Genomic DNA, 12,668 nt, shown 5'->3' with positions numbered 1-12,668 from the left:
TTAAGTACAATTTAAATTGAAAGAATAAGAACATTAATAGTATAGAAAGATAAAAGAATAAAAACACTAATTTTTAGGAGAGCTAAATGTCTTATGGTATTCTTGTTTTTGGATTAAATGGAAGCGGTAAAACAACTTTAGGAAAAGAACTTGCTTTCAAACTAAATTACAAGTTTATGGATATTGAAGATTATTATTTTGAGCATTCCAAAGTACCTTATAGTGTACCGCGTACAAGAGAAGAGTGCGCCAGTTCAATACTATCAGAAATAAGAAAAAATGAAAAATTTGTCTTATCAGCAGTTACAGGTGATTTAGGAAGAGAAATAATTACATCAATAAAATTAGGAGTATATATTTCAGCTCCAAAAGATGTTCGTTTAATGCGGATTAGACAAAGATCAACTGAAAGATTTAGAGATAGAGTTAAGCAGGGTGGGGATATGTACGATTCAGAAGAAGCGTTTTATAGGATGGTTCAAAAACGTACTTCTGATAAAATAGATAATTGGTTAGAAAAGGTGTCATTACAGATAATCGAAATTGATGGTCTTAAGAGTATTGATGAAAATATTGATTATATTATGCAAATATACAAGAAATACATTTAAATAGTTGGCATTCATATAACACATTGTACTCGAAACTTAAGCTGAGAGGAGTGCAAGAACGTTAAGACATATCATAAGGAGGTGGAAAATGGACTTTGAAAAGATAATTTTAGTAAACGATAAATTAAGGTTGAGAAAACCCCAAAAATCAGAATGGATAAATGCTTTGCCATGGTATAGCGATAAAGAGGTATTGTTAATGTCTGAAGGAATTTCAGCCCAAAGTTATGGATTTGATGATATCAACAGAATGTATAGGTATTTAGAAAAAGTTGGACATCTGTATTTTATTGAAGTATTAGAATCAGATTGGTTAGCAGTCGGTGATGCAACATTTTCGAAATCGAGTTTACCAATAGTAATTGGTGATGAGCGATACAGAGGTAAAGGTATTGGAAGATCAATAATAATGAAATTTATTGAAATAGCTAGAAATATTGGAATAGAAGAACTTAGGGTTAAGGAAATTTATCATTATAATAAGAAGTCACAAAATTTATTTAAGAGTTTAGGCTTTGAGGCTGAAACGGTAAATGAAAAAGGTTCAAGTTACAAATTGGTTTTGTGATACGACAAGTTCTCGCAACAGTTGATTTAGGGCAACTGAAAAGATGCAATTAAATGATGCACTATTATACTGGATATAAAATTAATGCCCAAAAAGTAATATTTGAGAATGCGTCATGTTAAAGGGAAAAAAAGTTAAAGATATTTTGGGGGACGGTGTTGTATATGAGAGAATATAGAAAACTACAGATATCAGATATACCATTAGTTATAAATATGGAGGGAGATTTTAGAGATAACTTTATTTGTAGAGAAAATGCAAGACAATTTCTACTTAACCCGAAGAATTGGATTTTTGCTTGCATACAGGACAAACAGATAATTGGTTTCGCATATGGCTATGAGTTAAATCGACTAGATAGTAAAGGAAATATGTTATATATTCATGAAGTGGGTGTACTACCACAATTTCAACAACAAGGTATTGGTTTTCAATTGCTAAGCAGTATTAAAAATCTATGCAAGTTGACTGGAATATGTAGATTTTTCTTGTTTACACAAAAACACAACATTGCTGCTTGTTCATTATATGAAAAAGCTGGTGGTGATAAAACGCATAATACATTTGAAGATGATGTGACTTATTTCTTTACTACTCTCGATTAAGGTTATAGTTGATAAATTATTTAATTCTGAAGAATACTACCCCAAATATAAATTCTGATAGGAGAAAATAAAGTAATATCAGACTTGATATATAAGAAGCATGGTAAATCAGGAATTACATATTCAATCAACGAAGAGTCCAAAGTAAATTTTATAGATGTGGAGGTTTTATGAAAACAAACAGTTGGTTAGTTGCCGCAATAATTTTTTTAGGAATATCAATAATTTTCAGTGGTATATTTATTGGAACATCAATAAAAGCAGAGAATCAAGTAAATGAACCCGAAATAAATGAAGTGTATTTATTAGATTTAGAAGGTGCATCAAAGTATTTAGGGTTATCTACTGATGATATGAATGAGATAATATTATACTCTGATAAGCTATATGATCAGGGAATTCCATATTTCAAAATTGGTTTGAACAAATATTTCAGTAAAGAGGCTCTTGAACAGTGGATTTTAAAGATCTCTGAGCTGCATACAGAATTCTAATTTTAGAGGTTAATATGAGAAAAGGGATAAAAGCAAATCTAAAGAATAATAGATAAAAGTAAATTGGAGGGTGGATGAAAGTTGCTATTTTACTTTCTGGGTGCGGTATAGGTGATGGAAGCCAAATTGAAGAAGTAATACTTACATATTTAGCTCTAGATAAATATCAAATTGATTATGTTTGTTTTGCACCAGATAGAGTACAGATTCACACTTATAATCACTTATCTGAAACTGTTGATGTAGATGAAACGCGCAATATTTTGATTGAATCTGCAAGGATTGGAAGGGGACGGATTTTCTCCTTGAAATCAATTAAATATGATGAATTTGATGCGCTTATTATACCTGGCGGACAAGGCGTATTTAAAAATTTGTCGGATTATTTTTTTGCTAAAGATTCATATAGTGTTGATGAAGAAGTAGATCAATTAATAAAGCGATTTTATGTCAGTCAAAAACCAATAGGTGCTATATGTGGCGCATCATTACTTGTAGGTAGAAGTTTGCTAAACGAAGTTAACAGTTTATATTTGAGTACAAGCAACAATTCATTTATGAAAATCTTTGAAAATAAAAGAATAGAGTTCATAAATACAAAATCTTCCGAATGCCTAGTTGATAAAATAAATAAGGTTATTTCTACACCTGCATTTATTGGATCACAAAATTTGTATGAGATTATGCATGGTATTGATAATTTGGTAAAAAATCTAATAAGTGTACATGAAGATGAAAATTAAAAACACACAGCCCTAGTAACTTACACTATTGGAACCTGATATGAAATTAAAGGAGAAAAATATGACTCAACAATACTTCGATGAAAAGTATATAAGAAGAGCAAATGCATTAGCACAAAAAGCAAAAAACAAAGGTGAAGATCCCTTTGGTGCGGTACTTGTGAAAGACAATGAAGTAGTATTTGAATCGCATGATGGTTGCATAGAGTTTTGTGATCCTACATTTCATGCAGAAAAAAGGTTGATATCAGAATATTGTAGATTACATAAAATCATCTCCCTAGAAGGCTATACTCTTTACTCAAGCACAGAGCCATGTTCTATGTGCAGTGGAGCAATTCATTGGTCAAAGATTTCGAGGGTTGTCTTTGGTGTTAGACAAGAAAAATTAAATGAGAAGTCTGGTGGAATTAAAAAGTTTACAGCGAAACAAATCCTTCATCAATGTGGCAAGCCAATTGAAGTAGTCGGTCCAATTTTGGAAGAGGAGTGTTTGCAGACGTTTTCAGGATATAAATTCAGGATGAAAAAGGAAAGAATAAAAGAGCATTTAGAAAGGAAAAGAGAATTGTAAACTTCATCTAATACACAGCTCGCGCAAATTACGCCGTGATTGCTAGACTATATGCTAACGATAAATGTATAGACGATGATATTTGATTAAAAGAAGGGCGTTGTAATGAAGAATGATAAGATAATCAAGTTTAGATTATTGATATTATTATTAATATTTATTGTTACTATTGCTGAATTAATTGTCATTTACAGATTGAATGTAGATTATAAAGGCATATATGAAGCGTTCGTTTTTGTACCTTTTATTTTATTGCAATCCTTTATTTGGTATCAGGTACTGCTAAAGAATAACACATCAAAATATTATAAGTTGAAAATAGTTTGTATGGTTTTAATTACTATATTTATACCAGTATCAATACTCACAACAGTACCTGAATATACATATCAAGAGGGTAAAACAATAATTGAAAGTAGTAATAATTTCGATAGTTCATATTATTTTAGTGAAAATTACAAAGGAGTTAACACGATTCCCGTCAGTGATAATCCAAAGGGACTTCTTGTTACAAATCGAGCTTACTATTACGCTTTAAGTAATGGAACAAATGATATATTTTTTATAGTGAGTCCGGTAGATGGTAGTTTAGTTCAATTAGCTAATGATTTTACAAAGAAAAATGAAGTTAATAATTAATATAAAGGAGCAAATAAATGATTAAATATATTAACACCATAAGTGGCATTACGTCAGATAACTTAATAGGCTTTTTCCAAATCCACCCTCTCCAGAAAAACATTTAATAATACTCGAAAAGAGCTCGTATATTTGGTTAGCTGTAGATAACGATACAAAAAAAGTTGCGGGTTTTGTACAGCAATTAATAAATAAAGAAGGTGATTCTAATTGAAAAGAAATAGCGCACTCCTCGTAATTCTGCTGGTGATACTTTCAATTTTTACATACATAAAAATAAATGAGTTAAAAGAAACAAGAGACGAAAATATAAGTCTCAAAATTAAAATTGATGAGCAAAATTATGAGTATGAAAAACTAAAAAATAAGTACCGTATTGAATATGAAATTCGTAATCTTGTGGATATAAAAGCAAGGGGGATTTACAATGCTTTAGTGTCATCGGATATTGATTATTTAAAAACAGAAATAGCAATGGGCGTATTAATAGATAACGACAAAATAACTTTTGAAAATGGTAATTTATATTCGTTTTCTGAAATGAGTAATAAATATAGCTTAAGACAAAGGTATTTTGAATTATCCGAGGATAATTTGAGTTTTATAACAGGATATGAAGTGATTGTTGAATCAGTGGATTCTATAATTATTTGTATCATGGCGTTTTCATATCAAGAAAATGACTGGAAACTAAGTAATATCTACTTTGATGTTTGATGGCGTAATCAAATTGTGATTTGACCAAGAGAGCTTACGCATTGGACAACCAAAGAAGATAGTGTGAAATCAGATTATGAAGCGTTTTATGAAGAATATATTTTAAATCGTAAGAAAGAAATTTCATCTCATGAGCATTACAGTTTTTTACTGGGTTATTATACACACTTGATCACAGACGTGGAATATAATTATTATATGCATGATGACAAAAGAGTTAAAAATGTGTGGATCCGTATTAAAGCGAATGAAAAGTTAAGGGAACTTGCTAAAGGCTTTTCTGAGGATTGGACTTCTGTAAAAAGTCTAATATCCACAAGAGATCGAATGCATGAGATATTTTCAATGGAGTTAGAATATCTCTATAATAATCCTACATCCGGGTATTTAACTGAAATCTTAACCTTAGAAAAATTCCCCGATTATATTGATTATTTGCCTCACGGAAGTATCGTCCGAAAGATTGGCGTAATGGGACGTTTACCAGCAACGAATGAAAATCTGTGTAATCCAATAGCAGTTTCAAGAGATGAGTTATACTCATTTGTTGAAAAGACAGCTTTGCTCGTAATAAATAAGCTAAAAGTTAAGAAATTGATTTGAAATATTACGAGTCGGTTCGATGTCATTAATATTGTTCAATTTGAGTGTGCAATACAATTAAAAATGTATTCAAATAATAAAGCGGAGGTTACTTATGGCAGGATTTGGGTTTGATTCAGGTAGCATAAAGGCAAATGATAAAAGTGGCGACATGAATTAAGTAATTCAGGTTGTACTCACAAAAAAATTATTGGAACAGGTTCAGGAGTTTCTTTAATGCATTAAAAAGCTTTAGATGCAACTAGGTATAAAATACTTTGTCCAATATTAAATGGAATTTCAAGTATGAAAGGGTGAATATGAAAAGTGATTTTTATATTGGCAGATACGCACTAATAGAATTATTCACTAGAGCAGATTGCATGAATGTAAATCTGATTTATGATGATATAGTTACAAACAGTGAATGTATAGCTACAATATTACCAGCATGGTGGATGTTAAATTGGGATTTAGATGTTACAAATGAAAGATCGGAGTTTTGTGATAAATACAATATGAGTCCGGAAAAAATGGACGAGCTGTGTAAAGAAATAACAAGTTTATTTGATAAAAAACAGTTGGGATATCCAAATGCAATTTTTAATATTGTTACTGCAAGGTATTTGTATGATAAATACTTTTCTTATATAGACCGAATAAAACTTATTGGGATTGGTCTGGAAATAAGTGAGGCAAATAATTATTTAGAACACAATAAACCAATAGGAGAAAATGAAGGCGAGTTAGGTGTATATCAATTGTTAAAGAAAAAATTATTAATTGATACAAGTAAAATCATTGGATATGAGATATTAGGATATGATTTAGGAATTCTACATTCAGTATTATGTAGTAATCTAGAAACAGAAATATTTGATAAGTTAAATATTAAACCAAATAAATTTGGATTGTTTAATTCTTATGAGGAAACCTTAAAAGCGTGCAAATTTATTCGAGAAGAATGTGATGCTGAAAACGCTTTATGGCAACCTTGGATAGTTTGTGAGTTTAATTTGAAAGATGGAAGCGAGAATTAGCCTCCATAATAACTCAAAATCTCACAACTAAACGCTGTGAGGACTGAAAGAACATTATGAAAAGTTCAGTCAAAACTTTACAAAGTGAGAGGAATTATATATGAATGTTTTATTAGATAGTCCAAACTTTCATGAAGAATGGGCCAAAGAAAGATTTTCAAGATTTTTAGATAAAACTACAAGAATTACAATTTTTCCTTTCGCTTTCCATGAAGAATGGGTCAGAGATAAGAAGGCATGGTATGATTGCTACGATAAAAATAATGGTAAATTTTACAATGAGTTGGTAGTTCCTTTCCTTCATTTTGGGGTGAAGGAAGAAAATATTAAACTGATTAACTATTTTGAAAACACATCTGAAGAACTTTCAAAAATATTGAATAATACGGATATTATATATTTTAATGGAGGATTTCCAGAAAAAACTATAAAGAGGTTAATTGAGTTGAACATGATTGACTTAATTAATTCATTTCAAGGAATTATTATGGGGTGGAGTGCTGGTGCAACTTTGCAGTCAGCAGATTATTACATATCGCCAGATAAATATTATAAAGTGTATAGTAGGCATAGCGGATTGAATCATATTAGTGAGTTTGCCGTACAAGTTCATTACTCAAGCGAAAATACACAAAATGAAAGTATCGAAAAGTTTATTAAGGATACTGGGTTAAGAGTATATACTTTAGAGCGTAATAGTGCAGTTATTTTAAATCGTGGAGAAATAGAATTGATCGGAAATGCTAAAGAATACAAAGCGTTTTTGTATTGAACTTCCCATAACACATAGTCAAAGCAATTTACACTCTGAGTACTATTAGTGCATCAGGTGAAATTGTTATTATAAATTGCTTATTGGAGGAAATTATGAGTAAGACAAACTTTGAAGAATCTATTTTCGAATCAGTAAAAAAAGTGATTGGGAGCTGGAACAGTGATTTAGTTAAGGAAATTTATGCTATATCTTTTTTTATTTATGATGATGAAGATGATTGTCGCAGACCTACACTAACACTAGGATATAATACAGAAACTAATTATTTGGATTCTATTGAAAGTGCTTATGATAAAGACGAGGCAAGGTGGAATTTTGCTTTTTGGTTACATAATAAGGAATTGATATTTGGTTCAGATGAAATATCATCTGAACAAGTCAAGAAATGGATACAGGAACAAGATTTATATTTAACAGATGAAGAAGTTGAATGGGATGAAAGCGAAAAATATTTTGAATATGGGGAAGAAATAACCCAAAAATTTGTTCAAACTTGTGTAAATGTATCTAAAAGACTTCATACTGATGGAATAATAAAAAACAAGTTTAATAAAGATATACCAATAGTTATACATGAATTAGAATACTACGATGTAATTGCGAAACAGACGGTTGAAGCAAATCCACCTAAAATAGCTGATGAGTTTGCTGAATGGATATTTTCTATGTATAAATAATAATTTGATTTAAGTACGCATTCATTTACGCTACAACACGTTAGCTAAAATCCGATCCAAATAAAACCAAAGTTCAACAGATTAAAATGTGTTATAACTGAATTGTCAAATGACTGTCAATAAAGGGGGGCAACTTGGAAAATCAGTTTAAGCTTACAGAAATTGATGCATGGTTATTATTATCCATATTATATTCTAAGAAAAAGAATGGAACCTTTGATTTAAAGCATGTAATTGAGGTGGGGGACATTATTCAGCATTCAATCTTTGAATATGAGGAAATCAACATAGGAATCGGAAGATTAATTTTAACTGGTTATCTTTCTATTTCTAAAGAAAAAATAACTGTTACTGAAGAAGCGGAAAAAATACTTAAGGCAATAGAAATGAGGGAAGGAATTGCTTCTCCAATTAAAAGATTTCAGCAGCTAAAAAAAGAACTACAAATTATTGAAAATAATGTTGAATCTGGTATCCGGAATGAAAATTATTCAATAAACTTAACTGAGTACATATCAAAACAAGAATATCAATATGCAATTAAAGGTGAAGTTAAGCGAGTCAATTTTCTAAAAAAGCTTCTAAAGATACTGGCAATTAAAAAGGGTAATTAAAACGATAAAACTATATAGGAGGATTGGCTCTGGAATTGAGGGATTGAAAGGTGGAGCTCATTACTTAGAGAATGATGAATATCTTATTACTGTAATGATGGAAAATTTATTTAACAAATAATAGTAAATATCGAAAATCTTAGTGCCTTAATGATTATGAATCAAGAAAATTTAAGTGATGTTGGTCAAGTACATAGTATAACAAATTGATTGGAGTCTCTATGAAAAAGTACATAATTATAACTCTTTTATTAACGATAGCTTTAACAGGCTGTACTTCTAAAGAAATTGAAGCGTTAAATAATAAGTATGAAGAAATAATCAATGAAAACAATAAAATAAAGCAAGAGTTAATTGAGAAATCAAATGAAAACGTGAAATTAGAATCGATTATAGCTCAAAATAAAATTGAAATTGAAACTTTAAAAGAAAGTATATGGATGATTAGATATTCCTCAGAAGCGAGATTAGATGACTTTAACGACAGTTTTAATTTACTGGATCGTACATATAAGTTTCATACGCCTTACATAGTGAGGGATGATTGGTATGTCATAAGTGATGAAAACTTCAAACTTGAATTGTTGGGATATGAAGATGCTTTAAAGGTTGAAATTTGTATGTTTAGAATGAGTTCTGATGAAGAGATTAAAACTTTATATGTTGACAACGATTCTTCAGATGGGTGGATCTATAAAAACAACAAAATCAGTGAATACATAAACAAGCAAATACGAGGTCCAAAAAACTCAATATCCTATGAACCAACCTTTGTGATTTATGCAAAAGTATATTATGAAAATGGTAGCGTAGTCCAGACTTCAAAATTACCTATTTATTATTTATAAATTGAAATGGAAGACTTTTCAAAGCATATTTGAATTTAAGCTCTTTTGTATCAGCTGTATTATCATTTAAATGAGTTTTATCAAATTATCACTAGAAGGAGAAGATATGAAAAAGAAGATTCTAATATCAGTAGTATTATTATTAATTGTTATTACATTTGCTGTGGTTATCATTGATCCTAAGCAAAACACAATCGACGAAGCGCTGAATCTGTCACCTAATTTGAATTATGAAATAATACATATCGAGGAAATTAACAATAGAGTCATTGTTTTAACTAAAATAGATGATGTCATACAGTTTACAATCCTTAAAAAAGGACTTATTAATTATAAGCATTTGTATAGTGGCTATATGGGTGATTATCAACGCGTACTCGATGAACATAATATTGTTGTTTTTGAACTGCCAAAAGTGTATATGAAGAACAAACTGTATTGCGTAGGACTTGTTTCAGATTCAGCCATTACTAATATAGAATTTTCGGACCAAGTATCGAAGATCGAAAGCCAAACGATTAACCTAGATAAAATGCAGTATTGGAGTGCAGATCTAAGTAAAATCGATAACCGAGAAATTGTTATAAGCGCTTATGATGATGAGAATGAGATTTTTGCGGTTGAACAGGTTTTATATCAGAATTAGGAACAGGTGATGATCAATCAAAATTAAAAGCGAGGTGTGAGATGAAAATAAAAATTCTCTTATTTTTAATGTTAACGACTTTGTTGCTTTCAGCTTGTTCAAAAGCAGATCGCACTTATACATATGAGACATTTTCAACTAAGGAAGAAGCAATCGAGAACGGATTAACGGAAATGGACAAGTTCCTATCAACAGTAAGTTATAAAGATGTGAATATTGTATTTTTTGAAAGAGAAGGTGCCTTGGGAACTTCTATCCTTTTAGAAAATAAGGCTCAATTCAGACTGGTTAGAAATGAACCGTTGCACAAGTTTGAAGGCGATAGTGACTATTTAACAGGTGGTTTTAGAATAAAAATAGATGATGAAACTACAGTAAATATCCTTGCAGGGAAAGTATTTGACGCAAGTATCAATCAGATCCTTCTAGAAGATAACAAAACCAAGCAACAAATCGAGATATGGAACCGAGAATCTAGTAACTCGATGTTGTTTTATTCTATACTAGGAGATGTCGAGTACGTAGATAAAACGGTTATCGCAATAAATATTCAAAAGACATCTGTTGATGAACCAACTACTGATGCAAGTCAGGGCAATGCTTCAAACAGTAATGCATCTAGTGAGACGCAATCTTTTGAAGTCGAAAAAGCTTTGAATGGTATTTCTTATAAATTAGGAGAAAAAAATACTGAATCGAAAGAATCAAATTTGAAGATCGTTGGAATTGCGAAAGTTAATACCGAAGGTCAACTTTGGTTTGAAGGAATATTTGAAATTGATGGAAAAGAATATAATTTGAGATATGAGTCTGAAGACATTAATCTATTAAGTTATGCCAGCACAGAGGGGTATACTCGGATTTACGGTCAAGTGTTCTTAAATAGCGACTTGTCAAAGGTTTCTGTGAGTATATTAGAAGATGGTTGGAGTAATGAGGATGGTAATATGTTGACTTATCCAGGCAAAACAAAAACTGAAGGTTTGGCAATTGCTAATGAACTTATGAAAAATGTCAAAGTGCTGAAATGAAAGCAATCTATTATATGAGGGAGTATGTTTCAAAAAATAGTTAATAAAGGGAATTTTAAATATTAAACTGAGTTATAATGATAGCTATGTCAATCATATGGTTATTACACCTTAAGATCTATTTTAATGGAATAATCGTCGCTAATAATCATAATAACTTCTTGGGCTTTCACGGCTTATAAGGCTCATATTCATATTAGTCCAAGTCAAATAGAAGGTTATTTTCATTTAATTATGATTTTCCTAAGTATTAATCGCAAAGCTACTGCTTTATGTGGTGTGGGATTTATGATAGTAGGTCTTAAAAAGGAGAACTGAATGTTATTTGAACATCAAATCGGATTTACGAAATCAAAGAATGAAAATGACTCCATAATGAGAATTGCAGTAAGAGCGATTATTATGAAGGACGATAAGCTTTTAATGGTTACCAATAATAAAGGTGATATTAAGTTTCCCGGTGGTGGCGTTGAAACAGGTGAGACGCATGCTATTGCGATTAAAAGGGAAGTAGAAGAAGAAACTGGATATAGGGTGTTGAATGTAGGGGCTCAAGCTGGAATTATTATTGAAAAAAGAAAAGATTTATATGATCTTAATTGTATCTTTGAAATGAAATCATATTATTACATGTGCACAATTTCGGAAGAAAAATCAACTCAATCATTAGATGAATATGAAGCAGAATTGGGATTTCTACCAAGATGGGTAAGTTTAGAGGAAGCTATCGAAATAAATTCAGGCGTGACTAAACTAATTGATAATAATCCATGGGTTGAAAGAGAACTATATGTGTTGAAACAACTAAAAATCCATTTTAAAACACAATTGACATAAATAGTAATTGATGTGATAATTAATTTCAAGAAAGAACAAATATAAATTATTTTTTATAGGGGGAATTTAATGGAAAATAAGTATGTGTCGTTGAAGCAAAGCGAATACGAAGAAATGGTAGAGAAGTTGAATAGCGAATCTAGAACGGGACTGGGTATTATTTTGGGGTTGCTGTTAGGCGTAATTGGAGCAATTTTATGGGCTGTTGTGGTAAAAGTGACTGGTTATAACATTGGAATCGTGGCGATTGGAGTTGGGTATTTAGTATCAGAAGGTTTTGTAAGAACGGGTAGAGGTACAAAAAAATCAGTCGGAATTATTGCAGGCGTAATTGCGTTGATTAGCATTTTCCTCGGAGAAATGTTAACTATGATCGTTCTAATTGCTGAATATTGGGATATGTCAATACTTGAAGCTGTGCAGAATATGTATATTTCAAAGCTACCAATGTTAGTTATAGAATCAACTGAACCTATTAGTATCGTATTTTACTTAATTGCTGTAAGATATGCATATCAACGTAGCTTTATCAATGAGAATAAGTTTAACGTAATGATTGAACCTGACAGAATTAGTGAGGAAGTTGTATAATTAGTCAGTCTTTAATTTGGTTACATAATATCTAGCCCCTGTTATTTCAAAACTAGGGGCTTTTTTATTCTATAAT

18 protein-coding genes are annotated in these 12,668 nt (G+C 30.7%); all 18 read left to right on the top strand.

Annotated features, from left to right (window positions below; genetic code table 11):
• Positions 1-86: 86 nt before the first annotated feature.
• Positions 87-611, top strand: coding sequence for an AAA family ATPase (locus AC4PID_RS00905; RefSeq protein WP_492133706.1), 525 nt, complete (start codon positions 87-89; stop codon positions 609-611).
• A gap of 88 nt (positions 612-699) precedes the next feature.
• Positions 700-1,179: a GNAT family N-acetyltransferase gene (locus AC4PID_RS00900; RefSeq protein WP_492133705.1), complete on the top strand. Its 480-nt coding sequence runs from the start codon at positions 700-702 to the stop codon at positions 1,177-1,179.
• 164 nt (positions 1,180-1,343) lie between these two features.
• A complete protein-coding gene (locus AC4PID_RS00895; RefSeq protein ID WP_492133704.1) occupies positions 1,344-1,784 on the top strand; it encodes a GNAT family N-acetyltransferase in 441 nt (146 codons plus the stop codon).
• A gap of 170 nt (positions 1,785-1,954) precedes the next feature.
• Entirely contained in the window at positions 1,955-2,278 is a 324-nt protein-coding gene (locus tag AC4PID_RS00890; RefSeq protein ID WP_492133703.1) for a hypothetical protein, read from the top strand.
• Between the two features lie 74 nt (positions 2,279-2,352).
• Positions 2,353-3,021, top strand: coding sequence for an isoprenoid biosynthesis glyoxalase ElbB (gene elbB, locus AC4PID_RS00885; protein WP_492133702.1), 669 nt, complete (start codon positions 2,353-2,355; stop codon positions 3,019-3,021).
• 40 nt (positions 3,022-3,061) lie between these two features.
• Positions 3,062-3,595: a nucleoside deaminase gene (locus AC4PID_RS00880; RefSeq protein ID WP_492133701.1), complete on the top strand. Its 534-nt coding sequence runs from the start codon at positions 3,062-3,064 to the stop codon at positions 3,593-3,595.
• Positions 3,596-3,700: 105 nt separating this feature from the next.
• On the top strand, positions 3,701-4,234 hold the full coding sequence (locus AC4PID_RS00875; protein WP_492133700.1) for a hypothetical protein: 534 nt from the start codon (positions 3,701-3,703) through the stop codon (positions 4,232-4,234).
• A 210-nt stretch (positions 4,235-4,444) separates the two neighbouring features.
• A complete protein-coding gene (locus AC4PID_RS00870; protein WP_492133699.1) occupies positions 4,445-4,951 on the top strand; it encodes a hypothetical protein in 507 nt (168 codons plus the stop codon).
• Positions 4,952-5,014: 63 nt separating this feature from the next.
• Complete coding sequence (locus AC4PID_RS00865) at positions 5,015-5,554, top strand: hypothetical protein (RefSeq protein ID WP_492133698.1); 540 nt, start codon at positions 5,015-5,017, stop codon at positions 5,552-5,554.
• A gap of 299 nt (positions 5,555-5,853) precedes the next feature.
• Positions 5,854-6,573 (top strand): hypothetical protein, encoded by a 720-nt coding sequence (locus AC4PID_RS00860; protein ID WP_492133697.1) that lies wholly within the window; start codon positions 5,854-5,856, stop codon positions 6,571-6,573.
• 100 nt (positions 6,574-6,673) lie between these two features.
• Positions 6,674-7,345: a Type 1 glutamine amidotransferase-like domain-containing protein gene (locus tag AC4PID_RS00855; RefSeq protein ID WP_492133696.1), complete on the top strand. Its 672-nt coding sequence runs from the start codon at positions 6,674-6,676 to the stop codon at positions 7,343-7,345.
• 95 nt (positions 7,346-7,440) lie between these two features.
• Positions 7,441-8,025: a hypothetical protein gene (locus tag AC4PID_RS00850; protein ID WP_492133695.1), complete on the top strand. Its 585-nt coding sequence runs from the start codon at positions 7,441-7,443 to the stop codon at positions 8,023-8,025.
• A 134-nt stretch (positions 8,026-8,159) separates the two neighbouring features.
• Complete coding sequence (locus tag AC4PID_RS00845) at positions 8,160-8,639, top strand: hypothetical protein (protein WP_492133694.1); 480 nt, start codon at positions 8,160-8,162, stop codon at positions 8,637-8,639.
• A 221-nt stretch (positions 8,640-8,860) separates the two neighbouring features.
• Positions 8,861-9,487: a putative periplasmic lipoprotein gene (locus tag AC4PID_RS00840; RefSeq protein WP_492133693.1), complete on the top strand. Its 627-nt coding sequence runs from the start codon at positions 8,861-8,863 to the stop codon at positions 9,485-9,487.
• A gap of 106 nt (positions 9,488-9,593) precedes the next feature.
• Complete coding sequence (locus AC4PID_RS00835) at positions 9,594-10,133, top strand: hypothetical protein (RefSeq protein WP_492133692.1); 540 nt, start codon at positions 9,594-9,596, stop codon at positions 10,131-10,133.
• A 41-nt stretch (positions 10,134-10,174) separates the two neighbouring features.
• Positions 10,175-11,164: a hypothetical protein gene (locus AC4PID_RS00830; protein ID WP_492133691.1), complete on the top strand. Its 990-nt coding sequence runs from the start codon at positions 10,175-10,177 to the stop codon at positions 11,162-11,164.
• A 318-nt stretch (positions 11,165-11,482) separates the two neighbouring features.
• Entirely contained in the window at positions 11,483-12,001 is a 519-nt protein-coding gene (locus AC4PID_RS00825) for an NUDIX domain-containing protein (protein WP_492133690.1), read from the top strand.
• Positions 12,002-12,070: 69 nt separating this feature from the next.
• The gene (locus AC4PID_RS00820) at positions 12,071-12,592 is read left to right on the top strand and encodes a hypothetical protein (protein ID WP_492133689.1); all 522 of its coding nucleotides are present in this window, start codon (positions 12,071-12,073) and stop codon (positions 12,590-12,592) included.
• Positions 12,593-12,668 lie beyond the last annotated feature (76 nt).

It is taken from the genome of Fusibacter sp. QWL-12 (assembly GCF_058683495.1).
The sequence above is the reverse complement of the archived record's forward strand: the minus strand, read 5'-3'. Positions and strand labels throughout refer to the sequence as shown.

Excerpts from the sequence above, each read along its gene's own strand:
- AC4PID_RS00905 (WP_492133706.1), top strand. The coding sequence starts at position 87 with ATGTCTTATGGTATTCTTGTTTTTGGATTAAATGGAAGCGGTAAAACA.
- AC4PID_RS00900 (WP_492133705.1), top strand. The coding sequence starts at position 700 with ATGGACTTTGAAAAGATAATTTTAGTAAACGATAAATTAAGGTTGAGA.
- AC4PID_RS00895 (WP_492133704.1), top strand. The coding sequence starts at position 1,344 with ATGAGAGAATATAGAAAACTACAGATATCAGATATACCATTAGTTATA.
- AC4PID_RS00890 (WP_492133703.1), top strand. The coding sequence starts at position 1,955 with ATGAAAACAAACAGTTGGTTAGTTGCCGCAATAATTTTTTTAGGAATA.
- elbB (WP_492133702.1), top strand. The coding sequence starts at position 2,353 with ATGAAAGTTGCTATTTTACTTTCTGGGTGCGGTATAGGTGATGGAAGC.
- AC4PID_RS00880 (WP_492133701.1), top strand. The coding sequence starts at position 3,062 with ATGAAATTAAAGGAGAAAAATATGACTCAACAATACTTCGATGAAAAG.
- AC4PID_RS00875 (WP_492133700.1), top strand. The coding sequence starts at position 3,701 with ATGAAGAATGATAAGATAATCAAGTTTAGATTATTGATATTATTATTA.
- AC4PID_RS00860 (WP_492133697.1), top strand. The coding sequence starts at position 5,854 with ATGAAAAGTGATTTTTATATTGGCAGATACGCACTAATAGAATTATTC.
- AC4PID_RS00855 (WP_492133696.1), top strand. The coding sequence starts at position 6,674 with ATGAATGTTTTATTAGATAGTCCAAACTTTCATGAAGAATGGGCCAAA.
- AC4PID_RS00850 (WP_492133695.1), top strand. The coding sequence starts at position 7,441 with ATGAGTAAGACAAACTTTGAAGAATCTATTTTCGAATCAGTAAAAAAA.
- AC4PID_RS00840 (WP_492133693.1), top strand. The coding sequence starts at position 8,861 with ATGAAAAAGTACATAATTATAACTCTTTTATTAACGATAGCTTTAACA.
- AC4PID_RS00835 (WP_492133692.1), top strand. The coding sequence starts at position 9,594 with ATGAAAAAGAAGATTCTAATATCAGTAGTATTATTATTAATTGTTATT.
- AC4PID_RS00830 (WP_492133691.1), top strand. The coding sequence starts at position 10,175 with ATGAAAATAAAAATTCTCTTATTTTTAATGTTAACGACTTTGTTGCTT.
- AC4PID_RS00825 (WP_492133690.1), top strand. The coding sequence starts at position 11,483 with ATGTTATTTGAACATCAAATCGGATTTACGAAATCAAAGAATGAAAAT.
- AC4PID_RS00820 (WP_492133689.1), top strand. The coding sequence starts at position 12,071 with ATGGAAAATAAGTATGTGTCGTTGAAGCAAAGCGAATACGAAGAAATG.